A 26,568-nucleotide genomic window follows, 5' to 3' on the forward strand; every position below is an offset into this window, starting at 1 on the left:
ACGCAGCGGCGCCCAAGCTACTTGACGGCACCGTTGGTGACGCCGCCGATAATCTGCTTCTGCGCCACGATGTAGAAGATGATCATCGGGAGCATGGCGAGCAGGTAGGAAGCAAAGGCCAGGTTGTAGTTCGTGGCAAAGGCCGTCTGGAAGTTCATCTGCGCGAGCGGCAGGGTGTTGACGCCGGAGCCGCCCATGATGACGAGCGGGGTCATGACGTCGTTCCACACGGCGAGGCCCGTGATGACGGCGACGGTGGCGTGCATGGGCTTCATGAGCGGGAAGATGACCTTCCAGTAGGTGGTCCAGGTGCTGGCGCCGTCCACGCGCGCAGCCTCCTCGAGGGCGGTGGGGATGTTCCTCAGGTAGCCCGTGTAGAGCATCATGTTCATCGGCATGTAGAACACGACGTAGAGGACCATGACGCCGACCATGTTGTCCAGGTGCAGGATGGCCGTCTGCTTGACGAGCGGCATCATCAGGATGGCGAAGGGCACGTACATGCCGGCCACGATGAAGTAGTAGGACGCCTTGAAGAGCTTCTTGGAGTCCATGTTGCGCCCGATCGCGTAGGCGGCGAGGCTGTGGACCAGAACCGAGATCACGACGGCCGCGACGGTGATGATGAGCGAGTTCAGGAACGAGTTGAAGAAGTCGGTGACCTGGATGGCCTCGATGAAGTTGTCGAGGCTCCACGTGGAGGGCAGCGACAGGATGCCCGCGATGTCGTTGGTCATCTCGGAGGGGTCCTTGAAGGCGATGACCACGGCCATGTAGAGCGGGAAGATGATGGTGATGAGGCCGACGATGAGCAGGATGGTGATGGGCCAGTTGACCCGCTCCTTGACCTTGGCAGGAACAGTGTTGTTAGCCATTAGAGCTGCTCCTCCTTACTGTTCAGGAACTTGGTCTGGGCGATCGAGATCACGGCGATGACGATGAAGAAGATGACGGCGTTGGCGCACTGGAAGCCGAACTGGCTGTTGTTGAGGCCGTTCTGGTAGATGAGGTACGAGATGGACTCGGTGGACTGCGCCGGGCCGCCGGAGGTCATGGCCACGATCTGGTCGAACGTCATGAGCATGTCCTTCATGACCAGGACCATGTTCGTGGTGATGGACGGCATGATGAGCGGGAACGTGAGGTAGCGGAACTTGTCCCAGCCGGTTGCGCCGTCGAGCGCGCCCGCCTCGTAGACGTCCTCGGGCACCGACGAGAGGCCGGTGATGTAGATGATCGTGGTCTGCGCGCACGCCTGCCAGACGAGGACCACGACGATGGCCACCCACGCCCACTCCTTGCTCGCGAGCATCGAGGTCGTGCCGGTGAGGGCCGGGACGATGTAGGTGAAGAAGTAGCTGAACACATAGCCGACGACGAGGCCGCCGAGGATGCGGGGCACGAAGTAGATGCCGCGCAGGGCGCTCTTGAACTTGATCTTGCTCGAGAGGCCGATGGCCAGCATGAGCGAGATCACGTTGACGAGGATCGTCGAGACGACGGAGATCTTGAACGTGAACAGGTACGAGTTGCCCACGCGGGCGTCCTGGAAGAGGTCGATGTAGTTCTGCAGGCCAACGATCTCGAAGGCACCGTAGCCCTTGGAGTCCGTGAAGCTGTAGAAGAAGCCCGTGAGCAGCGGAATCGTGTTGAACGCGATGAACAGGATGAGGACAGGGATCAGGATCGCAAGGAAGGTGCGGTTCCTGTCAGATCCCGCCTTTGATACAGCGGCGCTTGCCATGTGCTTCCCTCCTTATCCCTGATTCGCCATGTACTCGGCGTACTTGCGGATGACGGTCTTGTTGTAGCGCTGCCAGAGGTTGTCCCAGTTGGCGAGGAACGCGTCGACGTCGCCGTCCAGGAGGAAGGCCTGAAGCTGGGCGTCGCACGCCATGCCCGACGGATACGAGTGGTCGGGATAGTCGATGACCCTGCCCTCGTCGAGGAAGTCCTGGATGTCGTCGAAGAGCGGGTCGAGCGTGAAGTCGCCCTCGATGCACGGGATGGCCTTCTGGTCGTCGCAGTAGGTCTGGAGGTTCTCGGGCTCGTTGAGGAAGTCGATGACCTCGTAGATCTGGTCGCGGTGCTCCTCCTTGGCGGCCAGCATGTTCCAGCAGAGGTCAACGCCGGAGACGATGATGCGGTCGTCAGGGTTGTCGCACGCCGGCATGGCGAAGAGGCCGATGTTCATCTCCGGGTTGGCGGAGAGGATCTGCGGGACGGCGAAGGAGCCGCAGGGGAACATCGCGGACTGGCCGCGCGCGAAGGCGGTGCAGGCGTCCTCGTAGCTGTAGGCCATGGGGCCGTCCTCGGCGTAGTCGAGGAGCTTGAGGAGCTTCTCGGCGGGCTCGCGGTAGTAGTCGGCGAACTTGGCCTCGCCGGCGTTGACCTTGCGGATGTGGTCGGAGGGGACCAGCTCCACGAGCATGGAGTTCCACGGCGAGAGGATCGTCCAGGTGTCGAGGAAGCCGAGGTAGAGCGGCAGCACCTCGCCCTCGGCCTTGATCTTCTCGCAGAGCGCGATGAACTCGTCCCAGGTCTCCGGGAGCTCCCAGCCCTTCTCGGCGAACATGTCCTTGTTGTAGAGCATGCCCGCAGCGTTGGCGATGTAGGGAACGCCGTAGATGCCGTCCATCGGGACGTAGGTGACGCTCTTCATGATCTCCTGGTAGGCCGGCTGGACCTTCTCCATCCCGGGGTAGCCGGAGACGTCGGCCAGGATGTTGGAGTCCACGAAGTCCGCGTAGGAGGCGTCGCCGCCGATGGCCACGACGTCAGGGTAGTCCTCACGGACGAAGCGCGTCTTCATGATGGTGACGGCGTCGTTGGGGCTGTTGAAGTTGAGGTAGATGTGGTCGTTGGACTCGTTGAACTCGGCCATGAGCGCCTCGAAGATGCTCACTGCCTCGCGCTTGTACGAGACGAACTCGATCTCGGTCTTTCCGTCGGAACGCTGCCCCTCGCAGCCCGTGAGCGCAAGCCCCGCGGCGACCGCGCCCGAGAGCCCGAGGAACGAGCGACGTGTGAGTGCTCTTTTCTGCATGGGTGAGGCCCTCCTTCCCTAGTGGGCGATGGCCAGCTCGGTCTGCTTGTCGAACAGGTGGATCTTGGCGAGGTCCACGGCGCAGTTGATCTTGGAGCCGGTGCGGACGGTGCTCGAGGCGGAGAGGTGCGCAGAAATCTGGCCGCCGTCGACGTCGGCGTAGATCATGGCCTCGGAGCCCAGCAGCTCGTAGACCGTGACGTTGGCCGGGAAGGCCTCGGAGAGGGTGCGGCCCTCGGCGTACTCGTGCTCCTCGACGACGTCCTCGGGACGGATGCCCATGACGACGACCTTGCCCACGTAGCCGCCCTTCTTGAGGGCGTCGGCCTTGGGGCCGGTGAGGGTGATCGTGTTGGCGCCGAAGGTGAGGGCGACGCCCGCGCCCTTCTCGCTCACCTGGACGTCGATGAAGTTCATCTGCGGGGAGCCGATGAAGCCGGCCACGAACAGGTTGCAGGGCTCGTTGTAGAGCTTGGTCGGGGTGTCCACCTGCTGCATGACGCCGTCCTTCATGACGACGATGCGGGTGCCGAGCGTCATGGCCTCGGTCTGGTCGTGCGTGACGTAGATGATCGTGGCGCCGAGGCGGTCGTGCAGCTTGGAGATCTCGGCGCGCATCTGGACGCGGAGCTTGGCGTCGAGGTTGGAGAGCGGCTCGTCCATCAGGTAGACCTTGGGGGCGCGGACGATGGCGCGGCCCATGGCGACGCGCTGGCGCTGGCCGCCGGAGAGGGCGGACGGCTTGCGGTCGAGGAGCTTCTCGAGGTCGAGGATGCGGGCGGCCTCGCGGACGGCCTTGTCGATCTCGTTGGCGTCGACCTTGCGAAGCTTGAGCGGGAACGCCATGTTCTCGTACACGGTCATGTGCGGATAGAGGGCGTAGGTCTGGAAGACCATCGCGATGTCGCGGTCCTTGGGCTCGACGTCGTTGACCACGCGACCGTCAATCTTGAGGGTGCCGGAGGTGATGTCCTCGAGGCCGGCGATCATGCGCAGCGTCGTGGACTTGCCGCAGCCGGACGGGCCGACGAAGATGATGAACTCCTTGTCGGCGATCTCAAGGTTGAAGTCCTTCACCCCCTCATAGCCGTTGGGGTACTTCTTGCCTACGTGCTCAAGTGTGAGGCTCGCCATGTGCGCAACCTTTCTCCCTGCCCGACCGCCGCACGCCGACGGCTCGGGCCCCACCTTACGTTGAGCTAATTGTAGGTTGCCACTTTTGCGCTAAAATGTGTCCTATTTGGTATATCTAATACCTATATTCTCGTTTCACCAGTTGAATGGCTATATAGTTCTATTCATGATTTCTTCACCGTTTCGCCGAGCGGAGGCGTTTTCCTGGCAAACGGTGATAGTACTTTTTATATCCGCAGGTAGATTGCTTTATGGGATTATTTCCACATCGGGAATCGATTCCAGTTTTTCAAAATCAGATTTATCTTTATGCGACTATTTGACGTTTGAGGTATATACAAAGTGCGCCAAACCATGCATAATGCGACATAGGCTTTTCGATGCGGAGCCCCTGCCCCGCGCCCAGGACCCCGGAGGCGACGATGCCGACCCACGAGCTCGAGTTCTCGACCTTCCCGAACGCCCACTACGTCGACCTCATGCCCTACCAGTACGGGCGCGAGACCTGCGAGCCGGGCCACGCCTTCGGCCCCGCGCGCCGCAGCCACTTCCTCTTCCACTACATCATCTCCGGGCGCGGGCTGCTCATGTCGAGCGACGAGGGGGGCGTCAAGAGCGACCACCGCCTCTCCGAGGGCGAGGGCTTCCTCATCTTCCCCAACCAGGTGAACACCTACGTGGCGGACCTCGACGACCCCTGGGAGTACATCTGGGTGGAGTTCGACGGGATCCACGTGCGAGACGAGCTCGAGGAGGTCGGGCTCACCGACTCCTCCCCCGTCTACCGTTCAATCTCGAGCGAGCTGCGCGACCGGATGGTCGAGGAGATGCGCTACCTCGTCTCGAACCGCGACGCCTCGGCCCTGCACCTCATCGGGCACACCCACCTCTTCCTCGACTACCTCCTGCGCTCCGTCGACCACGAGGCCGAGCAGGCGCCGAGCAAGATCCAGGGCTTCTACATCCGCGAGGCCATCGACTTCGTCAAGGAGAACTACCAGTCGGACATCTCCGTCGAGGACATCGCCAAGCGGACCGGCCTCAACCGGAGCTACTTCGGCAAGGTGTTCAAGCAGGCCACGGGCAAGTCGCCCCAGCAGTACCTCATCGGCTACCGCATGTCCAAGGCCACGGAGCTCCTCAAGCTCACGGCCCTTCCCGTGAGCGAGGTGGGGCGCGCCGTGGGCTATCCCAACCAGCTGCACTTCTCGCGCGCCTTCAAGGGCGCCTACGGCATCTCGCCGCGCGAGTGGCGCCGCCAGAACGCCCGCGCGTGACGCAGGTGCGTCGGGAACCGTCCCTCAATTCGCAGGCCCCGGTGGCGGCGCCGACGGCGTTGGCGATTCGGGGGTTATGGCAATACTCGCGGTAGCGGCGTTGGCTATTCAGGGGTTATGGCAATGCTCGCGCTGCCACAGCCCCGGGTTTCACAACATGCCGAGAAGAACGCCCAGTTGGCTCCCAACCAGCGCTGCCATAACCCAGATTGAAACAACGCCCAAAGCCCGGGGATTGCCACGACCCCCGATTCCGCAGCGCTCGCGGGAGGGGCGCGGCGACGCCCTCACCCGACGGCGCGCTAGAATCGGTGCGGCGCGCCCTCGCGGCGCTCGAACGTCCAGACGCCCTCGAAGCCCAGCTCCGCGAGCTCGCGGTACGCCAGGCGCAGGTACGAGCCCAGGTGCTCCGGCCGGTGGGAGTCCGACCCCACGGTCACGACGGTACCGCCGAGGTCGCGATAGAGCTCGAGGACCTGGCGCGAGGGCTGGAAGTCGTCAAGTCCGTAGCGGATGCCGGAGGTGTTGACCTCGATGCCCTTCCCGTCGTCGATCACGCGGCGCAAGATCTCCGCCACGACGTCGCGCACGTTCTCGAAGGGGTAGTCGCCGAACGGGTCGTAGCGGCGGATGAGGTCGAGGTGCCCGAGGACCGTGTAGTCGCGGAAGCGCTCCACGACGCCGAGCAGCTCCTCGTAGTAGGCGCGGTGGATCTCCTCCTGGGTACGACCGCGCTGGAAGTCGCCGTTCCAGAACTCGAGGTTGTCCACCTGGTGGATGGAGCAGATGACAAAGTCGAGCCGTTCTCCCAGGGTGCGGACGAGCGCGTGGTTCTCCCCGATCGTGGACGTCTGGACGCCCAGCTCGAGGCCCGCGCGGAGCGTGACCTTGCCGCGCAGCTCCTCCCGCACGCGGTCGAGCTCGTCCAGATAGGGCACGTAGGGGCAGTTGGTGACCGGGTGACCGTCCTCGAAGCGGGCGCCGTCCGGCTGGTTCCACTCGGGCTTCACCCCGTAGTCGACGTGCTCGGTGAAGCAGAGCTCGTCGAGGTTGAGGCGCACGGCGTCGAGCGCCACCTGGCGGAGCGGATATGTCGAGTCGTCCGAGAACCCGGTGTGGACGTGATAGTCGGCAAGCATGCGGCCCCCTACTCCAGGTAGCGGCCACGCAGCTCGGCGAGGTCGGCGTCGGTGATCCCCAGCGCCTCGCGCGCGTAGCCCTCGACGCCGCCGAACTCGCGCGTCACCGTCGCCACGGCCGCGCGGATGAAGCGGACGTTTGCGGCCGTGCGCTCGTCGGAGGGGACGTCGGTGTAGAGGTTGGTGGCGAGGTAGTCCTCCTCCATCGCCTCCGAGGGCACGCCGAGAAGGGCCTCCACCAGCATGCTCGCCATGCCGCAGCGGTCGCGGCCCACGTGGCAGTGCCACAGCGTCGCGCCGTCCGCGGTCTCGAGGACGCAGCGGAGGAAGGTGCGATAGGCCGCGATGCCGGACTCCCCCAGCAGGATGTGCGGGTACACCAGCTCCATGAAGCGCGCGGGGTCGTCCTCGTCGGTGCGGGCGGCCTCGAGCTGGGCGCGCGCCTCGGCGCTCTGCGAGATGCCAGCTATGGCGTCGCGCAGCACGTCGGCGTGCACGTAGCGCACGCCCGGCATGCGCTCTATGCGGTCGGGGAACTCCACGAGCTCGTCCTCGCCGCGCAGGTCGACGACGCAGCGCAGGTGATAGTCCTCGATGAGGCGCCGGCAGTCCCCCGAGGTGGCAAAGTAGAGGGTGCCCGAGCGCAGAAGCAGCCCGGGGCGCACGCGGTGGCCGTCGGCGGTGAGAAGACCGCCCAGGTCGCGCGTGTTGGGCAGGCCCTCGAAGTCGATGAGGCCGTGCCTGGGTCGTGCGTCGCGGCGCGTGGCATCCGTCATGTGCGTCCTTTCCAGGTTGTCGGCGTCACATTATACGAGTCCGACGTCACGCGCGCGTAAGGGGCCGCGGGGCGGGGCGCACAGCTCAGAGGATCGAGGTTCTTCTCCCCATCAACGTCGGGGGCGGCGACGCTCGGAAGCTCGCGGATTTGCCGCGGCGGGACTGAGCGCGCTTGCCGTCGGCGACGCGCCCCTCTCTGCATGTTGCGAGATCGAGGGTTGTGGCAATTTCCGGCCGGTCGGGGGGTCCGGACAAATAATTGGACACTTCGGTGTCCCGAGGGAGGTCCGGATGTACTCGCGAGAGGAGCGGGAGTGGGCGCTCTACGTCCTGTCGGAGGTGGGCTCCGTGTGCGAGGCCGCCAGGGTGGCCGGGGTCTCGGCCTCGACGCTCTGCAGGTGGGCCTCGTCGCCGGGCGCGGCCCTGGCGGGGCGCAAGGAGGCCGTATACTTGCCCAACGGCAGGAAGGCCGAGCTCGCCGCGCGCTACGAGGCCGGCGAGCGGGCCGCGGCCCTCGCCGCCGAGGCGGGCGTATCCCCCTCGGCGGTGAGGCACTGGGCGCGGAGGATCCGCGAGGAGGGGGCGCTGGCGCTGATGACCGACGACGACGCGAGGGCGGCGGGGCCCGCGCCCGCCGAGCCCCCCTCGGAGCTCGGGGCCCTGAGGGCCCGCTGCGAGGAGCTGGAGCTCGAGAACGCCATCCTGGCGGGCACGATCGAGATACCAAAAAAAGACCCAGGCGCCGACCTGTCCGCCCTGACGGCGGCGGAGAGGGCGGCGCTGGCTGAGTCGCTGAGGCCCCGCTTCGGCCTCCCGCGCGTCCTCGCGGCGCTCTCCCTGCCCAGGAGCACCTACTACCACCGGCCCTCGCTCGCGGGGCGCCCCGACCCCTACGCCGCCCTCAGGCCGCTCGTCCGCGCCGAGTTCGAGGCGTCCGGCGGCACCTACGGCGCCGAGCGCGTGTGGGCCGCGCTGCGCTCCGGCGAGGGCGGGCCCCAGCGCGCCCGCGGGGCCGCCTCGCTCGACCCGGCGCGGCCCGTGGCCGTCTCGGAGAAGGTGGTGCGCCGCGTCATGCGCGAGGAGGGGCTCTCCGCCCGCTCCTCGTCCCGCGAGCCGCGCGCCTACAGCTCCTACGCGGGCGAGGAGGGGCTGCGCTCCGCCCCGAACCTGCTGCTGGTCGACGAGTCCCGCGACCTGCACGACTTCTCGGCGGGCGCGCCCGGCGAGGTCATGGTCACCGACATCACCGAGCTCAGGCTCCCCGACGACCCCAGGAGGGTCTACCTCTCCCCGCTCGTGGACCTCTTCGACGGCGGCGTCGTGTCCTTCGCCGTGGGCCTGGGCCCCTCCAAGGCGCTCGTCGCCGAGATGCTCGGGGGCGCGGCGGGGCGGCTGCGGCTGGGCTGCGTGATACACTCCGACCGGGGCTGGCACTACCGCACGCCCGACTGGGTGGCGTGGTGCGAGGCCAACGGCGTCGCGCGGTCCATGTCGCGCAGGGGCCACTCGCCCGACAACGCCGCCGCGGAGGGCTTCTTCGGCAGGCTGAAGGTCGAGTTCTTCCGCGGGCGCGACTGGTCGGGCTGGACGGCGGAGGAGTTCATGGGGGCGCTTTCGGGGTACGTCCGCTGGTACCAGGAGGGGCGGCTCAAGTCGTTCGTCGAGGGCGGGCGGACCGTGTACGACACGATCGCGGGGAGAAGGGGGCGGCTGGGGCTCGCGGCCTAGGCCGTCCAAGGAAACGTCCGGACCCCCTCGGCGTCAACGAATTTGGGGTTATGGCAATGCTCGTCCTGCCATAACCCCAAATCACGCAACATGCCGAGAAGAACGACCAGTTGGCGCCCAGCCGCAGCTGCCATAACCCCCAAAACGACAGCGTCCGCAAGGCGGAGATTGCCATGACCCCACATTCGGCAACACACGAGAGGGACAACGGCGCCGCACGACAGCGCGATGGTCGGAGATCCCGTGGCCGCCTCTTCGAAGACGGCTCTCCGGCGGCGTCACACCTCGCCGGTCTCGAGGATGCGGTCGAGGGCGGCCTCGTCGAGCACGGGCACCCCGAGGGACTGGGCCTTGGTGAGCTTGGAGCCGGCGGCCTCCCCCGCCACCACATAGCTGGTCTTCTTTGAGACCGAGCCCGTGACCTTGGCGCCGAGGGCCTGCAATGCCGCCTTGGCCTCGTCGCGCGTGCGGCGCTCGAGCGTTCCCGTGAGCACGAAGGTGAGTCCCGCGAGCGTCTGCGGGCGCTCGGGCTCGCGGCGCTCCTCCTCCAGCACCACGCCCGCCTCGCGCAGGCGCTCCACCACGGCCACGTTCTTCTCGATGGAGAAGAACTCGCGCACGCTGGCGGCGATCTTGGGGCCGATGCCGTCCACCTGGGCGATGTCCTCCTCGGTGGCGGCGGCGAGCGCCTGCATGCTCCCGAAGTGCCCCGCGAGCTGGCGCGCCACGGTGGCGCCCACGTGGCGGATGCCCAGGCCAAAGAGGACACGCGCGAGGCCGCGGCCCTTTGACTCCACGACCTGCGCCATGATCTTGGCCGCGATCACGGGGCCGACCACGATGTCCGAGCCGTCCACGGCCTGTCGGCCGGTCCAGACTTCGGCGAGCGCCTCCTCGGTGAGCCTGTCGTAGAAGTCGGCCACGTCGGCGAGAAGCCCCTGCTCCACCATGCGGGAGACGATCTCGTCGCCGAGGCCGTCGATATCCATGGCCGTGCGGCTGCCCCAGTGGATGAGGCGCTCGGTTGCCTGCGCGGGGCAGTCGATGGAGACGCAGCGATAGGCGACCTCGCCCTCCTCGCGCACGACGGGGCTGCCGCAGGAGGGGCAGGTCTCGGGCATGTGGAACTCGGGCGCGCCCTCGGGGCGCAGCTCCAGCACGGGACCCACGACCTCGGGGATGACGTCGCCGGCCTTGTGGACCACGATCGTGTCCCCCACGCGGACGTTCTTGCGGGCGATCTCGTCCACGTTGTGGAGCGTGGCGCGGGCGATCGTGGAGCCGGCAACGGTCACGGGGTCGAACTCGGCCACGGGCGTGAGGACGCCGGTGCGCCCCACCTGCACGCGGATCTCGCGCAGGACGGTGCGCTTCTCCTCCGGCGGGAACTTGAACGCGATGGCCCAGCGCGGGGCGCGCGCCGTGAAGCCGAGCGCCTCCTGCTGCGCGAAGGAGTCCACCTTCACGACCACGCCGTCGATGTCGTAGTCGAGGTCGTCTCGGTGCGCGAGGGCACGCTCGCAGTACGCATGGACCTCGGCGGCGGAGGTGCAGCGCTTGAAGTGCGGGTTCACGGAGAAGCCGCAGTCGATGAGCCACTGGAGGAAGTCGTGCTGGGTGTGGACGTCGATGGGCGCCTCGTCGGCAACGGCGTAGATGAAGGTCTCGAGGTCGCGATGGGCCGTGACCTTGGGGTCCTTCTGGCGAAGGCTGCCTGCGGCGGCGTTTCTCGGGTTGGCGAAGGGCGCCGTGCCGGCGGCGTCGGCGTCCTCGTTCAGGCGCTGGAAGCTGTGGCGCGGCATGTAGACCTCGCCGCGGACCTCGACGGAGCGGCCGAGGCCGCCGTCCGCGAGGCGCGCCAGGCCAGCGGGCGCGAGCGAGCGCGGGATGTCGCCGATCGTGAGGACGTTGGCCGTGACGTTCTCCCCCGTCGTGCCGTCACCGCGCGTGGCGGCGCGGACGAACTGGGCGTCCCGGTAGGTGAGCGCGACGCCGAGGCCGTCGATCTTGAGCTCGCAGGTATAGGCGACCGGATGCTCCGGCGTGGCGCCGAGGGCCTCGTCCGTGCGCGCGAGCCACTCGTCCAGCTCAGCGAGGTCCATCGCGTCATCCATCGAGTACATGCGCGCGGCGTGCGTCACGGGCTCAAACTGCTCGGAGACGTAGCCGCCCACGCGCTGCGTGTAGGACTCGGGCGTGACGAGCTCGGGATGGGCCCTCTCAAGGGCAAGGAGCTCCTGAAGCTGCCGGTCGAACTCGGCGTCGGTCATCTCGGGGTCGTCGAGCGCGTAGTAGGCGTAGGCGGCGTGCGCGAGGATGCGGTTGAGCTCGGCGTGGCGGGCGCGCGGGGTCGTCGCCGGCGCCGCGGCCTGGGGCTGCCCCATCGGGGCGTCATCTCCAAAGAGCGACGTCTGGACCTGCACGTTCTTCTCGTCTGCCATGCGCGTTCCCTCCTGCGGGCACCGGGTTTCTCGGGCATCAATGGTAGCGCATGGGCCAGAAGGCGGGCGATGCCACGCGGAAACGTCGGAAGCGAAAAGACGGCGAGAAGAACCGACGGGTCGTTGCCCACGACGCTCGCCGGCCGCAGCCGACCGCCCGCGGAAAAGGACTGCCGCCTCCCGACCCCTGGCGGACGCCCTACCAGCCCCGTCAGTGAACGGTATGCGAACCGTCAGACAACCCAGCTGAGAACTGGCTATCCTTGCCCCACCAACCTCGAGAGAAGGGGGGGTGAGAACCCATGTGTATACTGTTAACAGATAACGGTTTGCTGATGAGGGGAAGGGCAATGGCCTCGGTACTGGTTGCGGGCAGGGTGAGCGAGGAGTGCAAGGAGCGAGCGGACTTCTACATCCGCCGCGCGGGACTCACGGCCTCGGAGGTCATCCGCATCGTGTGGGAGAACATCGCGCGCACCGGCGAGGTGCCGCGCGCGGTTGAGCCCGTACATGACGAGGACGCCGAGATGGAGGAGAGCCCGCTCATGCGGCGCTACTACGAGCTGCGAGCCGCCACACCCCGCTGCGAGTTTCTTGAGAACCTCACGCCCGAGGGCCTGAAAGAGGAGCTGTCAAACCGTGACATATAAGCTGTTCCTTGATACGAACATCCTGCTCGACAACATGCTTGAGCGGCGTCCCGACGGAGACGCCGCCTGTGAGCTCATGAGGCTCTCGGAAAGTGGCGACGTCCTGTGCACCGTCTCCGCGACGTCGCTGAACGACGTGTACTACGTCTCGCGCCGCTTCATGACGGAGGAGCAGCGCCGCGGGTGGCTCGCCTTCTTCCTCGACGCCTTTGACGTCGCAGCGCCGACGGCGGAAGTCTGCCGAAGGGCCCTCGCCTCGGACGAGCCGGACTTCGAGGACGGCATCATCCGCGCCCTCGCCGAGGCATGGGGCGCAAGCTACATCATCTCACGCGACGAGCGGGCCTTCACGAGCTCGCCGATACCCCGCGTATCCGCAGGCGAGTTCCTGGAGCTGGTCGGGGCATCGCGGAGCTGAGCCGACGCAACCCGCCAATTGGGGACGTGTTTTTTCTTGCAGATAATTTGGTACAGGTTATGGGTCAAGGGGGGCAGTCCCCTTTTGAGCCAGAGGGAACAGTCCCTTTTGCCCTACTTTGCGTTGGGGTTCGTGGTGCCCGCGAGGGGCTTCTCCCCGGGACGAGCCGACGGGCCCACGAGCTCGTGCGCGGTGTAGGGCTCCTCAAGGTAGGCGACCTCCTCTGACGTGAGCTTCACGCCGAGCGCCGCCACCGCGTCGTCCACGCGCGCCGGCGACGAACAGCCAACGATGGGCGCCTCCACGCCGCGCGCCCAGTGCCAGGCGAGCGCGATGCGCGACATGGGCACGCCGTGCTTCTCGGCCAGCTCGGCTACGCGCGCGACGATGGGCATGTCACGCTCGCGGTCGGCGTCGTACTTGTTGCGCATCGTGGCGTCGGTCGTCGAGCGCTTGGACGCGGAGTCCCACGTTGGGCGGCACAGGTGTCCCGAGGCGAGCGGACTGTACGGCGTGAGCGCCATATTGAACTGGCGGCACACGGGGATCATCTCGCGCTCGTCCTCGCGGTAGAGCAGGTTGTAGTGGCACTGCATGCTCGTGAACGGCGTCCAGCCGTTCTGAACGGCCGCGACCTGCATGTTGTGGAGCTGGTAGGCGTACATCGCGCTCGCGCCGAGCGCACGGACCTTGCCCGCGCGCACGAGGGCGTCGAGGGCCTCCATGGTCTCCTCGATGGGCGTCTCGTAGTCGAAGCGGTGGATGATGTAGAGGTCCAGGTAGTCCGTTCCCAGGCGCGCGAGCGTGCCGTCGATCTCGCGGTTGATCGCCTCGCGCGAGAGTCCGCCCTCGTTGAAGAAGACCTTGCTGGCAAGGACCACCTGGTCGCGCGGCACGCCCAGCTCGCGCAGGGCGGCGCCGATGTACTCCTCGCTCGTGCCGTGCGCGTAGCAGTTGGCCGTGTCGATGAAGTTCACGCCCAGCTCAAGCGCGCGGGCGATCACGGCGCGCGTCTCGTTAGGGCCGATCGTCCACTGGTGGAAGTCCGCCGAGGGCGCGCCGAAGCTCATGCCACCGATGCAGAGCCGCGGAATCCGAATGCCAGAGTGTCCGAGCGTCGTGTAATTCATGTCTGCACCTCCAATTGGGGACGTGTTTTTTCTTACAGACAATTTGGGACAGGTTATCGGGCGAGCCTTGGAGCGAGCCATCCTCCTACGTGTGGGTGAAGGCCTGTCCCAAAAACTCTGCGAGAAGTAACACGTCCCCAAAGTGGGGCTACGCCGGGTACTGGTCGTCCGTGACGGGCTCGAGCCACTCGTTCGTGCAGTTCTCGCCCGGTGCCTCGAAGGCGATGTGGGAGAACCAGCTGTCACGCGCAGCGCCGTGCCAGTGCTTCACACCCTCGGGGATAACCACGACGGTGCCGGGCGTGAGCTCCTGCGGGCCCTTCCCCCACTCCTGATACCAGCCGCGGCCGTCCGTGCAGACGAGGATCTGCCCACCGCCCTTGTTGGCGTGGTGGACGTGCCAGTTGTTGCGACAGCCCGGCTCGAAGGTCACGTTGGCGAGCCCGACGCCACACTCCGCGGCGCTCGTCAGTGGGTTCAGATACGAGTTGCCGATGAAGTACTGGGCGTAGCCGTCATTGGGGCTGCCCAGGCCGAACATGGGGGTGAAGTCGTTCTTCTCGCTCATGGCTCTTCTCCTTTGCTCGATGTGCAGGGCGTGCAAAAGTTCCTGTCACTTTTGCACGGCGTTGTCGATGCAGGTAAGGGCATTCAGGCTGCGCGGGTAGCCGATGTAGGGCAGGATCTGCATGACCACGCGGTAGAGGAAGTCCTTCGTGCGCCCGAGGTTGAGGTTTGCCCCGGCGTGCGCGGTGGCCTGCGGCTCGCAGCCGCCCTGCGCCACGAGATGGCAGAACGTGGCCATCTCGCGGTCGAGGTCGGAGAGGCCGCCACGCGTGTAGTAGTCGCCAAAGCAGTTCTCTGCGAGCCACCGGTTCACGCTAGCGCGCTCGGAGGCGCCGGTCTTCCAGTTCTCGCGCATGTGCTCTCCGAAGTAGTCGACCTGCTTCTGGTTGCCCGCGGCGCCACGCGTCTCGAGCGTCGTGGTGCCCTGCGCGGGCAGCGGGAGCTCCACGCCCCTCTCGGCAAACACCTCGTTCATGGCCGAGAAGAACGGGCGGGTCCGACCGATGCCGAGGTATGCCGTGCCCTGGTAGACGACCTCGCGGGCCTCGACGGGGGTCACGGCCTCGGCGTCGAGCGCCTCGGCCAGCGTGACGCGGAACTGCTCTGCGCCCTGGCAGCCGAGAAGCGCCGCCAGAATCGCGAGGTAGCGATCGCGCGCCGGGAGCTCGGCCGTGGGCTCGCCGGGGACCACCTCGCCCGCGAAGTACGCGAAGCGCTCCGCGAACTCCGGGTCGGTCCCCTCGAACTCGGTCATGCCTGCAGATAGTGACATCGTTTCTCCTCTCTCAACCAGCTATTTGCTCAGCTCGATGCGGACGTCGTGGGTTCCCGAAAGGCCCCGCAGCACATCGAGCGGCCCGTCGACGTGCCCCAGCGTGACCTGCCCGCCGTAACGCGCGGAGTTCTTCTCGTCGTCAAAGAAGAGCGCGAGCCAGTCGCCCTCGGGCTTGTAGTTGAGGTCGCCGTCGGACCAGCCGGAATGGACGTCAGCCGCATCGCACGGCAGCGAGAAGCCCAGCTGCCCGCAGCACCCCACGCTCGAGACGCTCATGGATATCACCGACGGGAGCCTCTCTGCGAGCGCGCAGGCGGCCGCGGACCCGTTCAGCTCCACCAGCACCGCAACCTCGCCTATCCGCAGCTCAACCCTCACATCCGCCTCCCGCGTGCAAAAGCGTGCAAAAGTGCCTGTCCCTTTTGCACATTCTCCATCGTGGGAGGATGGGCTACAATTGCTTATATCGCATATCGTGATATTCCATACTTTCATGGGAGCGCGCATGGAACTCCGGACCCTTCGCTACTTCCTCGCCGTCTGCGAGCACGGCACGATGTCGCGCGCCGCCGAGGCCCTGCACGTAACGCAGCCAGCGCTCTCCCGGCAGATCGCCGCACTGGAGCGCGAGCTCGGCACCCCGCTCCTCGAGCGCCACAGCCGCAGCGTCACGCCCACCGAGAAGGGCCTCTACCTGCGGCGTCGCGCACAGGAGATCGTCGGCCTCGCGGACCAGACCACCTCGGACCTCGCGCACGGAGAGGACATCGTGGAGGGCGACGTCTTCATCGGCGCCGGCGAGTCGGAGGGCCTGCGCGTGATCGCCCGCCACGTGCGCGACTTTCGCGAGAAGTACCCCGGCGTGCGCTTCCACCTGCACAGCGGCAACGCGCCGGACCTCATCGAGCGCCTGGAGCACGGCGTCGACGACTTCTCCGTGCTCATGAGCTACCCCGACGTTGACCGCTACGCCCACCTGCGCCTCTCCCCCACCGATGCCTGGGGCGTGCTCATGCGCGACGACGACCCCCTGGTCGCGCGCGAGGCCGTGGGCCCCGCCGACCTTCTCGACGCGCCGCTCGTCGTTCCGGAGCGTCACGCCAAGGGCGACAAGCTCACCGGGCTTCTCGCCACGTGGTTTGGCGAGCGCGCCGGCGAGGTCAACATCGCGGCGACGTACAACCTCTCCTACAACGGCGCGCTGCTCGTGCGCGAGGGTGTGGGCCGTATGGTCTCCTTCGACGGGCTCACGACGGTTGGCCCAGGCACGGGATTGGAGTTCCGCCTGCTCTTCCCGCCGCTCGTCTCGGTCATCGACCTTGCCTGGAAGCGCGACGTCCCCCTCGGAGACGCCGCACGACGGTTCCTGGGGCTCATCCACGAGAGCACCTTCCATTGAATACCGAGGCCGACTTATCAGATCCCAGGCGACACGTCAAAGAGCCATGCGCATCACACGCATCTAGGCCCTGCGATACCTCCTGCTTCGGCCGACGCCCTCCTTTGCTACCAGCCCGCGAAGCGCAAGGTTGTTCAGAATCCGCACCGTCTTATCCTTACTGAAGCCGGTTCTCCGCTCGATATTGCCTCTCGATAGGAGCGGCGTGCGGCTCAATTCGCGCATCACCGCAGTCTCGTCCGGAGGTAGCCCAGCAGACGCCTTCTCTACAAAGGGCAGTGTCACGACAAGCGAGCTCTCGCGGACCTCAAGGCGCGGCTTCGTGGCTACGTCCTCGTACGCCTCGCATGACACCCTCTTTTTCGTTGCGTCAATCGCACAACGAAAGGATATTCGTTGCACTGTCTTATGCAACGAATACCCTTTCGACGCATAATCGTCGTGGCCCGTCACCGTTTTTGGATAACAGGGCAAACGTGTACATTACGTCCGCTTCTCGCCGGCGACTTACAGGGGGCTGACGTCGGAACCGTAGACTGGCGAGAAGAACGCTCGGCTCGGGAGCGCGCCCCATGTAATCACGCCGCGGCGATCGCGAGCGTGCCCGCCACCAGGAGCGTAAGGCCGCCTAGCTCGCGGCGGCCCAGGTGCTCGCGTAGCACCAGCGCCGAGAAGGCCACCGTCACGAGGATGCTCAGCTTGTCCACGGGCACGACCACGCTCACGGGACCGTTCTGGATGGCGTAGTAGTAGCAGAGCCAGCTCGCGCCCGTGGCCACGCCGGAGAGCGCGATGAAGGCGGCCTCGCGCCGGTCGATGCCCCTGAGCTGGCGCTGCTTGCCGCGCGCGAGCACGATCGCCCACGCCATCACGAGCACCACGCCCGTCCTGAGCGCCGTCGCGAGGTTGGACTCCACGCCCTCGACGCCCACCTTGGCAAGAATCGACGTAAGCGCGGCAAACACGGCCGAGAGCACGGCAAAGACTGCCCAGCGCCGGTCGCACGGCGCGCCCTCGGGGCACGCGTCGTCCTTCTCGCCCGCCGCCATGAGAAGCGCACCGACCGCAAGCAGCGCCGTCCCCGCCAGCTTGAGCGGCAGCCCGTCCGTCTCACCAAAGAGCGCGATGGCGAGAAGGACGGTGAGCGCCGTGCTCGACTTGTCGATGGGCGCCACGCGGCTCACGTCCGCGAGCGCGAGCGCCCGGAAGTAGCAGAGCCAGCTCGCGCCGGTTGCGAGCCCCGAGAGCACGAGAAACGTCGCCGCGCGAGGCGTGACCTGCGCAAGCGTGCCCTGCGAGCCCACCACGAGAACCATGAGCCAGGAGAAGGCCAGCACCACGCAGGTGCGCAGCGCCGTCACCAGATCGGAGTCCGTCTCGCGCACGCCGAGCTTGGCGAGAACCGCCGTCGCGCCCGCAAAGAGCGCCGAACCGCACGCCGCCAGCAGCCACATGTCGCACCTCCCCCAACGAGTCCATCCCGTTGAAACGCGTGGAAAAGGGACTGTCTCTTTTCCACGCGCGTGTTAATGCTCTGGCTACCTCCTGCCGCGCCTCACCGTCGACATGACTATGCCCCATCAATCCCGCGATATGGAAGACAGATACCCATTCACAGCGTAGAGCGGCACGTTCGTGAGCCAATCGCGCTCTTTCCATCCAAGAAGCGAGAACCGCACCGCACGCTCGATACCGTACGTTCGCGCGAACGAGGCGATGCTCCCGCCAGCAGTGTTCTCACCCGCCTTCACCTCGATGGGCAGCGGGCCTCCCGCCCCTTCGACAACGAAGTCAACCTCGCCCTTCTTCTGTTTGCCGTCGGCCGACCAGTAATAGGGCGCAAACCCCTCGGCTACGAGCTGCTGGCAAACGAATTGCTCGGCGTAGGCGCCCTTATATTCCGTAAAGAGACGATTCCCCTTCACAAGTGCGCGTGAGGTAAGTCCGGTCGCCGCACCCAAGAGTCCCACATCGAGCAGGTACAGCTTAAAGTACGTCTCGTCGGCATAGCCCGTGAGGGGAATCCCCGGCTTCGAGACACGCGGCACCTTGGTCACCAGCCCCGCATCAACCAGCCATGCCACCGCATCACGATAATCACGGCCGCGCGCGCCATTGCGAATCGCGGCATACGAAAAACGCTTTAGGTCGCTCTCGCGTGCCAGCTGCACCGGCACCGATCGCCACGTCTGGCGAATGTGCTCCACATCAAGGGCGCTCACCACATGCTTTGAGAAGTCGTGCTCGTAATCGGCAAGAAGCGTCCTCTGAACGGCTCGCGCCTGCGCGAAATCCTTCGTGTCGCTATAGCGCTGCACAACTTCTGGCATGCCACCTACATACAGGTACTCGCGCAAAAGTCCCTCAAGTCGTCCGGCAAACGCCGTGACAAGGTCGCACTCGGCAGAGCGGGTAATGTCTGCGAGGTTTTCGTTGGCAATCTCGCGGACGAACTCATCGAACGTCAGCGGGTGCAGATCAAGATACTCAACCTTACCCACTGGCCACGACGTACCCATGCCGTCTTCCGCGCGCTGCCTGTTGAGCGCCACCCCCAGCAAAGACCCCGCCGCGATAACGGGAACATCGGGACGCTGTTCGCAGAACATCTTGAGCGCAGTGATGGCGCGCGGACATTCTTGGATTTCATCGAGAAACACGAGCGTGTTGCCATCGCGCGGATTCGTGCCCGTTTCCGCCCCAATGAGCATGAGAAGGCGATCGGCGTCCAGACTGCCCTCAAAGGCGCGCTTCATGTCCTCGTTATCAAGAAACACCACATGTGCGAGAGCGGCGAATTCGGCCTGCGCAAAGGCCCTCACCAGCCAGGTCTTGCCCACCTGCCGCGCACCGTTAACGATAAGCGGCTTGCGCGTAGGCGCGTTTTTCCACGCTTTCAGCCTGTCCATGGCATTGCGGTACATGACCCCTCCTCCTGGCGGATACCGGCATCGGTTTACACAATTTTTTGGCGGATACCGATGCCTGCTTCAACCGTATTATGGTCGATACCGACATCGGTATCAGCCAAAAAATGGCGGATACCGAAAACGGTATTCGCCATATCTCATCGTTTACGCAGCTGATCTACAGCGAGCGCCCCAGCTCGAAGGCGCGCCGCGGGGCGTCCGTGGCGCGCGTCATGGACGGCGTGCCACAGCCGCGTCCGAACACGCGCCCGCAGTCGCGCAGTTCGAGGTAGCGGACCAGCGTGTCGTAGTGCGCCTCGAGGGCGTCGAAGGTCCAGCCGTCAGCGTTCCACGCCACAGCGAGAAGGACGGAGCGCAGCCGCCGTGCCGTGATGGCGGAGTTCTCGGAGCAGAAGCGGTCGATCACGGCCTTGAGCTGGGCCGACATACCGTAATAGTACAAAGGCGTCGCCAGGACCAGCACGTCGGCCGCGAGGATCTTCTCCAGGATCGCGGCCATGCCGTCGCGCTGGACGCACGGACGCGCGCCGTAGCCGCAGGCCACGCAGCCCGTGCACGGCCTCACGTCCGCCTGCGCCACGTCGATGCGCTCGACCGCGTGCCCCGCCTGACGCGCCCCACGCGCGAACTCCTCGCAGAGGATGGCAGTGGAGCCGTCGCGGTTGGGGCTCCCCCGCAGAATGACGATGTTCATGATCTTCTCCCTACAGCGCCAGGCCGGCCGCCCAGTCAGCCGCCTCGTCGCCGGCGCCGGACGAGAAGCGCTCGCCCTCGAGCCAGTCGCCGGCACCCGCCGCCTCAGCCAGAAGCTCGCCCGAGCGGCCGATTCCCGAGGAGGCGGAGGTGCAGAACGGCACCACGGTCTTATCGGCAAAGTCGTTGCCCGCCACAAAGGTGCGCAGGGGCCAGGCGGCCTCGCCCCACCAAATCGGGTAGCCGAGAAGGACCGTGTCGTAGTCGGCCCAGCCGTCGGGCGTGACCTGCGCGAGCTCGGGATTGGTCCCGTCCGCGCGCTCGACGCTCGTGCGGGAGGCGTCGTCGTTGTAGTTGAGGTCCTCATCTGTGTAGGGATCTGCCGCCTCAATGGCAAAGATATCCGCGCCTAGGCGCTCGGCTATTGCGGTAGCCACACCCTCCGTATTTCCCGTCGCCGAGAAGTACGCGACGAGGGTCGAGCCTGCCGGCGTCGCCTCTTCGTCGGCGTTGCCACCGGTGTCGGCCGCGGGCTCGTCGCTAACCGTCGGCTCGTCCTGGGCCTGCGGCTCGGGCTCAGGGTCCGATGCGCACCCGGCGAGCAGCGCGGTCGCACCCGCGGCGGCTATGGTCAGGAAGTTCCTTCTTGTCAGCATGATTCCCCTCATTCCAATCCACTCGATTAACATACAGAATCCGATTTCATTTCATATATCGGCAGGAAAGAATTTCGGTAAGGTCTGATTTTGTACGTTAATCCTGACCGCACTACGCGCGTGTCACCGTGATCGCACCGGACATGCCCGCAACGTTCTCCGCACCCGCCGTGGCATGCCCCAGCTCGAAGAGGCTGCCGTTGCCGGAGAAGTCGTCGTAGAACATCACGACGTCACCCCACGGCTCATAGTAGGCAAGCACGCCGGCTCCACCCTCGGCGAGCGGGGCGTCCGAGCAATCGAGCTCCTCGGGCGGGTAGAAGGTCTGCTCGTTGCTGCCGAAAGGCTCGACGTCACAGGTCAGCGGCAGCTGCTCGTAGAGTGCTCGAACCGCCGCGGAGCCGTTGAGCTCGTAGGTCACCGTTGCGCCCGCGCAGGTCACGTTGATGGTCATGGTCTCCTCCTCGGTCGTTTCGACGTCCAGATCAACCAGGTTGTAGGTCTGAGTACCAAGGCCGATGACCTCCGCGTGGTCGAGCGTGTGGGCGCCATTCCTGCTCTCGATGCGCTCCACGAGCGCCGCACCGTCCCCAGCCGCGTACACGAGGTCAACGCAGGCGCGGTCGAGCGCCACCGGGTCCAGCGACGCCAGGATGCCGATGTCGGCCATCTCGGGCTCGGCGGGATGAGAATCGCAGTCGCAGTCCACCGAGAGGCGGTTCATCACGTTGACGTACGCCATCGCACCGCCCACGCCGCCAAAGTGGTCGCTCACGGCCTTGGCCGCCTCGGCCATGGACTCCAGGAAGTCGTCCTGCGCGGGGCTGCCCCAGCTCGTGGTCGAGGCACCCGCACTGTGGATGAGCATCTTGCCCTCGCGGCTGGCGATGCCGATCGAGCAGTTCTTGATGGCACCACCAAAGCCGCCCATCGCATGGCCCTTGAAGTGCACGAGCGAGACCACGGAGTCGTAGTTCGCCAGGTGCGCGCCCACGAGGTCCTCCGCGAGGTGCGTCCCGCCCGCGACGGGCAGGCTCATCGAGCCGTCGGCGTCCATGATGTCCACGTCAGCGATGGCGGTAAAGCCGTGGTCGGCGGCTGCTTGAAGGTGGCTCTCCGTGGTGCCGCGCGCCCCGCCATAGGCCGTGTTGCATTCCACGATCGTGGCGCCCAGGTCTTGCACCAGGCCGCCGATGAGGTCCGGCGAGAGGAAGTTGTGCCCGCCCGGCTCGCCCGTGGAGAGCTTCACGGCCACGTTGCCCGCGGGCGAGAAGCCCAGGGCGTCGAAGGCCCGGCGCAGGCCATCCGGCGAGATCTCGCGCGTGAAGTAGACGGGCGTCGCCGCAGGGGTCGCAGGTGCCGGGGGCTCGTCGGGCTCTGGCGAGGCCGCCTCGGGCGCATTCCCCGTCGCCCCGCAGCCCGCGAGCGCCGCCGTTGCCGCGGTCGCGGCCAACGCGTTCACGAACGTTCTTCTCGTCAGCATGTTCTTCTCCGTCCTCCCTTGGCGAGAAGGACCGCAGGCTCGAGGTCCTTCTCGCCAGTTCGGGCTAGTCCATGACGTCCTTCGCCTTGCGCGCCTTGGCAAGGCTCAGGCAGTCGGCGATCTTCTCGCCCGCGGCCAGGTAGGCGTAGGTAGGCATCTCAAAGAGCACGGGTCTGAGCGCCACCACGTCCACCTTGCCGTCCTCGGTCACGATGGAGTCGTCCGCGTAGGTGCCCGCGATCGAACAGATGAAGTTCTCGAAGTGGTCGATCTCGTAGACGTCCTCCACGCGGCACTCCATGGAGAGCTTGGCATCGTCGATGAGCGGGGCGCCGGCCTCGCCCGCGGTCCAGGCGAAGACGTCAGCCTTGCTCTGGCGCGCGCCGCTCACGCTGCCGCAGAAGTCCGCACGATCGAGCCAGGACCCGTCGACCACGTTCACGGAGAGCACGCCGGCCTGCTTGATGTGCTCGTTGATGAAGTGAGCGCCGGCGAGGCTCACCATGATCTTGCTGTGACTGGGGATGCCCGTGTGCGCCACGAGCGTCCAGGTGGGCTCGTCGCCGTTCATGGCGCCCACCACGATCACGGGCGCGGGATAGAGCGCGGGCTTGGACCCGATGTTCCTCTTCATGGCTCTCCTTCCGAGAGGCAGGCTCGGTCGAGACCTGTCCCATCTTTCCTGAGAGAAAAAACCTGTCCCCTATTTGCGCGCCGCTTATAGGTTACGTGACGTCACGTATCTTGTAAAGGGGTTAGATGAGATTCGGGAAATTTTTCCGAGGAGGACGCTATACTAGGCAGAAGGAGACACGCGGAGGGTTCCATGGCCGATTTCATACGGGCGCGCAGCGCCGAGCAGAAGGAGCAGCGCCTCGAGGAGATCAAGGGGGCCGCCCGCAGCCAGTTCCAGACGCACCCCTATCATGAGATCACCCTCACCACGATCGCCGACGAGCTGGGCTGGTCGCGCGCCAACCTCTACAAGTACGTGACCACCAAGGAGGAGATCTTCCTGCTCCTCGCCGGCGACGAGTGCGCCAGCTACTTCGAGGCCCTTCTCGCCGCGCTCCCCGAGGGCTGTGGCCTCGCGCCCGACGTCGTGGCCGAGGTCTGGGCCGGAATCGCCAACGCCCATCAGGAGTACTTCCGACTGGGCGACCTGCTCACCACGATCATCGAGACCAACGTGACGGTGGAGCGCCTCGCCCGCTTCAAGAGCGGGTACTACGCGCACGTCAGCCCCATGGAGGAGCGCCTCCCCCGCATCCTCGACATCAGGGCGGAGAGCGTCGAGCCCCTGCTTTTGGCCATCTACTATCATGCCGTCGGGCTCGTCAGCGGATGCTGGCGCAACCCGCTCGTTGCACAGGCGCTCGAGTCCATCGGCAGGGAGCGGCGCCAGGTCGACTTCCGCGCCGAGATGTGCGACTTCATCGGGATGTGCCTCGCGCACTACGCGGGGTAAGCGCGCGATTCCGGCGACTCCCGGGGCACCCCGCCGCCTGAGTGACTGATTTCGAACAGACGGGGGCCCTCAGGGCGGCCCATCCGTTCAAAACGCGTCACTCGAACGCAAGGGAGGGCGGGGCTCACCCAGGCGCGAGGGGGACACAGAGCGTCCCCGCCCCTGTCGTTCTTGGGGCGGGGACGTACTTCTCGCGACGTTCTTCTCGCCAGGATCTTCTCGCCGGGCTCTTCTCGCCGGGCCCCTGGCTCGCGACTATGCGACGGCGGCCTCGTAGCCCGCCTCGACGACGGCTGCCACGAGCGCGTCGTCGGCCACGGAGTCGGCGGCCTCGACGGTAGCGGTGCCGGCCTCGAGGTTCACGTCCACAGCGCTCACGCCGTCGACGCCCTCGAGCGCCTTCTTCACGTGCGCGACGCAGTGCTGGCACATCATGCCGGTGACGTTCAGGGTCTTGGTCATGGTTGGTTCCCTTCTCTCGGTCGCGGGCGCGGGCGCGCCTGCGACGCTCTCAACGGACACGGCCACGTCAGCGGCCGGGGTTGCCTCGGACGCCGGGCGCTCGCTCGGCTTCCAGGTGCGCAGGCGCAGGGCGTTGCTCACCACGAAGACGGAGCTGAAGCCCATGGCGGCCGCGCCGATCATCGGGTTGAGCGTCACGCCCCAGGGCGAGAGCACGCCCGCCGCCACGGGGATGCAGATGGCGTTGTAGAAGAGCGCCCAGAAGAGGTTCTGCTTGATGTTTCTCATCGTGGCGCGGGAGAGCTCCATGGCGGTGGCCACGTCGGCCGGGTCGGAGTGCATGAGCACCACGTCGGCCGAGGAGATGGCCACGTCCGTGCCGGCACCGATGGCGATGCCCACGTCGGCGCGGGCAAGCGCCGGCGCGTCGTTGATGCCGTCGCCGACCATGGCAACGGTGCGCCCCGCCTCCTGGAGCTCGCGAACCTTGGCCTCCTTCTGCGCGGGCAGCACCCCGGCGATGACCTCGTCCACGCCCACCCGGCGCGCCACGGCGGCCGCGGTGCGCTCCTGGTCGCCGGTGAGCAGCACCGTGCGGGCACCCATCGCGCGCAGCCGCGCGATGGCGGGGGTGCTCGTGGGCTTGACGGGGTCGGCCACGGCGATCATGCCCAGCGCACGACCGGCAAGCGAGAAGAACAGCGGGGTCTTGCCGTCGTCCGCGAGCGTCGCGGCCGCCGCCTCGAGCTCGCCGAGCCCCACTCCGCGCGCGGCCATGAGGCGCGCGTTGCCGGCGAGCGCCGGAGCGCCGTCCACCGTCGCGGAGAGACCGCCGCCCGCCACCTGCTCAAACCTCTCGACGCGGGCGCCCTTCTCGGCATCCGGGCCCTTCTCGTCGGCATAGGAGCAGATGGCGCCGGCCAGCGGGTGCTCGCTCTTGCGCTCGATCGCCGCGGCCACGCGCAGCAGCTCCGCCTCGGGCACGCCCGGGGCGAGAAGGACGTCGGTCACACGCGGCTCGCCCGCCGTCACGGTGCCGGTCTTGTCCAGCACGACGGCGTCCACGTTGCAGGCGGTCTCGAGCGCCTCGGCGGACTTGATCAGGATGCCGTTGGCGGCGCCGCGGCCCGTGCCCACCATGATGGCCGTGGGCGTGGCCAGGCCGAGCGCGCACGGGCAGGAGATCACGAGGATCGAGATGGCGTGCGTGAGCGCCGTGGCAACGTCGCCCGCGAGCGCGAGCCACGCCACGAACGTCACCGCGGCGATGGCGATGACCACGGGCACGAAGACGCCGGCGATCTTGTCCGCCATGCGCTCGATCGGGGCCTTGGAGCTCGTGGCCTCGTCGACGAGGCGGATGATGCCCGCGAGCGTGGTGTCGTCGCCGACGGCGCGAGCCTCCATCGCAAACCAGCCGCGCGTGGAGACCGTGGCGCCGGTGACGCGGTCGCCCACGCCCTTCTCGACGGGCACGCTCTCGCCGGTGATGGCGGACTCGTCCACGGCGGCCGCGCCCTCCACCACCACGCCGTCCACCGGGACGGACTCGCCGGCGCGCACGATCACGCGCTCCCCCACCTGCACGTCCTCGGTGGGGACCTCGACCTCCTCGCCGTCGCGCACGACCGTGGCTGTCTTGGGAGCCAGGTCCATGAGGGCGGTGATGGCGTCCGTGGTGCGGCCCTTGGCGCGGGCCTCGAAGAACTTGCCCAGCGTGATGAGGGTGAGGATCATGCCGGCGGAGTCAAAGTAGAGGCTGTGCGCGGCGTCGTGCAGCGTGGCCACGTCGCCCGCGCCCGCAGCCCACGCCATGCGGTAGAGCTGCGCGACGCTCCAGACGGCGGACGCGGACGAGCCCAGCGCGATGAGCGAGTCCATGTTGGGCGCGCGGTGTGCCAGCGTCTTGAAGCCGGTGATGAAGTAGTGACGGTTCACAAAGAGGATCGGCGCGCAGAGCAGGAGCTGCGTGAGGCCGAGCGCCACGAGGTCGGTCTCCCCCGCGAGCGCGGGCGGCTGCGGCCAGCCGAACATCGGGCCCATGGCCACGTAGAAGAGCGGGACCGAGAAGACCGCGGAGACTATCAGCTGGTTGCGCTTCTCGCGGATGGCCCTCTCGGCGGCCGCGCCGGGGCGCTCGGCGGGTGCGGAGCCGCGGCCCTTCTCGCCCGATCGCGCGCGACGGGCGGCGCCGTAGCCGGACTTCTCGATGGCCTCCACCACAGCCGCCGCCGTCTCGGGCGAGCCGTCGTAGTCGAGCTCCATCGAGTTCTTGAGCAGGTTCACGTTGGCGCAGGCGACGCCGGGCACCTCGCCCGCCGCCCTCTGCACGCGTGACGAGCACGCCGCGCAGGTCATGCCCGTTATGTCAAAGGTCTCTCTCATCGCACCTCCC

General features: G+C 66.7%; 25 protein-coding genes. 6 read left to right on the top strand and 19 right to left on the bottom strand.

The window, feature by feature from the left end:
• Positions 1-17: 17 nt before the first annotated feature.
• Genes ACULPM_RS00415 through ACULPM_RS00430 form a run of 4 tightly spaced genes read right to left on the bottom strand, consistent with a single transcriptional unit; the run spans position 18 to position 4,180 of the window.
• Positions 18-875 (bottom strand): carbohydrate ABC transporter permease, encoded by an 858-nt coding sequence (locus ACULPM_RS00415; RefSeq protein WP_167931205.1) that lies wholly within the window; start codon positions 873-875, stop codon positions 18-20.
• Entirely contained in the window at positions 875-1,744 is an 870-nt protein-coding gene (locus tag ACULPM_RS00420; protein ID WP_075279827.1) for a carbohydrate ABC transporter permease, read from the bottom strand. The genes ACULPM_RS00415 and ACULPM_RS00420 overlap by 1 nt, the downstream gene beginning before the upstream one ends.
• Before the next feature lie 12 nt (positions 1,745-1,756).
• The gene (locus ACULPM_RS00425; protein WP_167931206.1) at positions 1,757-3,046 is read right to left on the bottom strand and encodes an ABC transporter substrate-binding protein; all 1,290 of its coding nucleotides are present in this window, start codon (positions 3,044-3,046) and stop codon (positions 1,757-1,759) included.
• Positions 3,047-3,064: 18 nt separating this feature from the next.
• On the bottom strand, positions 3,065-4,180 hold the full coding sequence (locus tag ACULPM_RS00430) for an ABC transporter ATP-binding protein (protein ID WP_167931207.1): 1,116 nt from the start codon (positions 4,178-4,180) through the stop codon (positions 3,065-3,067).
• Between the two features lie 422 nt (positions 4,181-4,602).
• On the opposite strand from ACULPM_RS00430, the gene ACULPM_RS00435 reads away from it, so the two are divergent.
• Positions 4,603-5,457, top strand: coding sequence for an AraC family transcriptional regulator (locus ACULPM_RS00435; protein WP_167931208.1), 855 nt, complete (start codon positions 4,603-4,605; stop codon positions 5,455-5,457).
• Between the two features lie 302 nt (positions 5,458-5,759).
• On the opposite strand, the gene ACULPM_RS00440 is transcribed toward ACULPM_RS00435, so the two are convergent.
• Both ACULPM_RS00440 and ACULPM_RS00445 read right to left on the bottom strand, forming a co-directional pair.
• On the bottom strand, positions 5,760-6,596 hold the full coding sequence (locus tag ACULPM_RS00440; RefSeq protein ID WP_445330865.1) for a histidinol-phosphatase HisJ family protein: 837 nt from the start codon (positions 6,594-6,596) through the stop codon (positions 5,760-5,762).
• Positions 6,597-6,604: 8 nt separating this feature from the next.
• Positions 6,605-7,372: a tyrosine-protein phosphatase gene (locus ACULPM_RS00445; RefSeq protein WP_445330866.1), complete on the bottom strand. Its 768-nt coding sequence runs from the start codon at positions 7,370-7,372 to the stop codon at positions 6,605-6,607.
• Positions 7,373-7,664: 292 nt separating this feature from the next.
• Here ACULPM_RS00445 and ACULPM_RS00450 point away from each other — a divergent pair, with 292 nt between their 5' ends.
• A complete protein-coding gene (locus tag ACULPM_RS00450; protein ID WP_445330867.1) occupies positions 7,665-9,101 on the top strand; it encodes an IS3 family transposase in 1,437 nt (478 codons plus the stop codon).
• 278 nt (positions 9,102-9,379) lie between these two features.
• Here the strand turns inward: ACULPM_RS00450 and ligA are convergent, their stop codons facing one another.
• Entirely contained in the window at positions 9,380-11,542 is a 2,163-nt protein-coding gene (gene ligA / locus ACULPM_RS00455; protein WP_445330868.1) for an NAD-dependent DNA ligase LigA, read from the bottom strand.
• 350 nt (positions 11,543-11,892) lie between these two features.
• Here ligA and ACULPM_RS00460 point away from each other — a divergent pair, with 350 nt between their 5' ends.
• Positions 11,893-12,192, top strand: coding sequence for a type II toxin-antitoxin system RelB/DinJ family antitoxin (locus ACULPM_RS00460; RefSeq protein WP_167930103.1), 300 nt, complete (start codon positions 11,893-11,895; stop codon positions 12,190-12,192).
• Positions 12,182-12,610 carry a type II toxin-antitoxin system VapC family toxin gene (locus ACULPM_RS00465; RefSeq protein ID WP_167930104.1) on the top strand — a complete coding sequence of 143 codons (429 nt, stop codon included), beginning with the start codon at positions 12,182-12,184 and terminating at the stop codon, positions 12,608-12,610. Before ACULPM_RS00460 ends, ACULPM_RS00465 begins: the two co-directional genes overlap by 11 nt.
• A 113-nt stretch (positions 12,611-12,723) precedes the next feature.
• Here ACULPM_RS00465 and ACULPM_RS00470 read toward each other — a convergent pair whose 3' ends face one another.
• The 4 genes from ACULPM_RS00470 to ACULPM_RS00485 form a co-directional block, all read right to left on the bottom strand.
• A complete protein-coding gene (locus ACULPM_RS00470; protein ID WP_445330869.1) occupies positions 12,724-13,740 on the bottom strand; it encodes an aldo/keto reductase in 1,017 nt (338 codons plus the stop codon).
• Between the two features lie 148 nt (positions 13,741-13,888).
• Positions 13,889-14,308 (bottom strand): cupin domain-containing protein, encoded by a 420-nt coding sequence (locus tag ACULPM_RS00475; protein WP_445330870.1) that lies wholly within the window; start codon positions 14,306-14,308, stop codon positions 13,889-13,891.
• 45 nt (positions 14,309-14,353) lie between these two features.
• Entirely contained in the window at positions 14,354-15,079 is a 726-nt protein-coding gene (locus tag ACULPM_RS00480; protein ID WP_445330871.1) for a carboxymuconolactone decarboxylase family protein, read from the bottom strand.
• Between the two features lie 21 nt (positions 15,080-15,100).
• Positions 15,101-15,460, bottom strand: a complete 360-nt coding sequence (locus ACULPM_RS00485) for a cyclophilin-like fold protein (RefSeq protein WP_167930107.1) — start codon at positions 15,458-15,460, stop codon at positions 15,101-15,103.
• 127 nt (positions 15,461-15,587) lie between these two features.
• Between ACULPM_RS00485 and ACULPM_RS00490 the strand changes: the two genes are divergently transcribed.
• Entirely contained in the window at positions 15,588-16,481 is an 894-nt protein-coding gene (locus tag ACULPM_RS00490; RefSeq protein WP_445330872.1) for a LysR family transcriptional regulator, read from the top strand.
• Positions 16,482-16,544: 63 nt separating this feature from the next.
• Here ACULPM_RS00490 and ACULPM_RS00495 read toward each other — a convergent pair whose 3' ends face one another.
• The 7 genes from ACULPM_RS00495 to ACULPM_RS00525 form a co-directional block, all read right to left on the bottom strand.
• On the bottom strand, positions 16,545-16,934 hold the full coding sequence (locus ACULPM_RS00495) for a MarR family transcriptional regulator (protein ID WP_167930109.1): 390 nt from the start codon (positions 16,932-16,934) through the stop codon (positions 16,545-16,547).
• A 125-nt stretch (positions 16,935-17,059) separates the two neighbouring features.
• The gene (locus tag ACULPM_RS00500) at positions 17,060-17,935 is read right to left on the bottom strand and encodes an EamA family transporter (RefSeq protein ID WP_167930110.1); all 876 of its coding nucleotides are present in this window, start codon (positions 17,933-17,935) and stop codon (positions 17,060-17,062) included.
• A gap of 126 nt (positions 17,936-18,061) precedes the next feature.
• Positions 18,062-19,405 carry an ATP-binding protein gene (locus ACULPM_RS00505; RefSeq protein ID WP_167930111.1) on the bottom strand — a complete coding sequence of 448 codons (1,344 nt, stop codon included), beginning with the start codon at positions 19,403-19,405 and terminating at the stop codon, positions 18,062-18,064.
• Between the two features lie 163 nt (positions 19,406-19,568).
• A complete protein-coding gene (locus ACULPM_RS00510; RefSeq protein ID WP_167930112.1) occupies positions 19,569-20,105 on the bottom strand; it encodes a flavodoxin family protein in 537 nt (178 codons plus the stop codon).
• Positions 20,106-20,115: 10 nt separating this feature from the next.
• The gene (locus tag ACULPM_RS00515; RefSeq protein ID WP_445330873.1) at positions 20,116-20,760 is read right to left on the bottom strand and encodes a flavodoxin; all 645 of its coding nucleotides are present in this window, start codon (positions 20,758-20,760) and stop codon (positions 20,116-20,118) included.
• A gap of 112 nt (positions 20,761-20,872) precedes the next feature.
• The gene (locus tag ACULPM_RS00520) at positions 20,873-22,243 is read right to left on the bottom strand and encodes a cyclophilin-like fold protein (protein ID WP_445330874.1); all 1,371 of its coding nucleotides are present in this window, start codon (positions 22,241-22,243) and stop codon (positions 20,873-20,875) included.
• 64 nt (positions 22,244-22,307) lie between these two features.
• The gene (locus ACULPM_RS00525) at positions 22,308-22,877 is read right to left on the bottom strand and encodes a flavin reductase family protein (RefSeq protein ID WP_167930114.1); all 570 of its coding nucleotides are present in this window, start codon (positions 22,875-22,877) and stop codon (positions 22,308-22,310) included.
• Positions 22,878-23,069: 192 nt separating this feature from the next.
• Between ACULPM_RS00525 and ACULPM_RS00530 the strand changes: the two genes are divergently transcribed.
• Entirely contained in the window at positions 23,070-23,711 is a 642-nt protein-coding gene (locus ACULPM_RS00530) for a TetR family transcriptional regulator (RefSeq protein WP_167930115.1), read from the top strand.
• A 255-nt stretch (positions 23,712-23,966) separates the two neighbouring features.
• On the opposite strand, the gene ACULPM_RS00535 is transcribed toward ACULPM_RS00530, so the two are convergent.
• Positions 23,967-26,558: a heavy metal translocating P-type ATPase gene (locus ACULPM_RS00535; RefSeq protein ID WP_445330875.1), complete on the bottom strand. Its 2,592-nt coding sequence runs from the start codon at positions 26,556-26,558 to the stop codon at positions 23,967-23,969.
• Positions 26,559-26,568: the final 10 nt, after the last annotated feature.

This window comes from Thermophilibacter sp. ZX-H3, assembly GCF_052599055.1.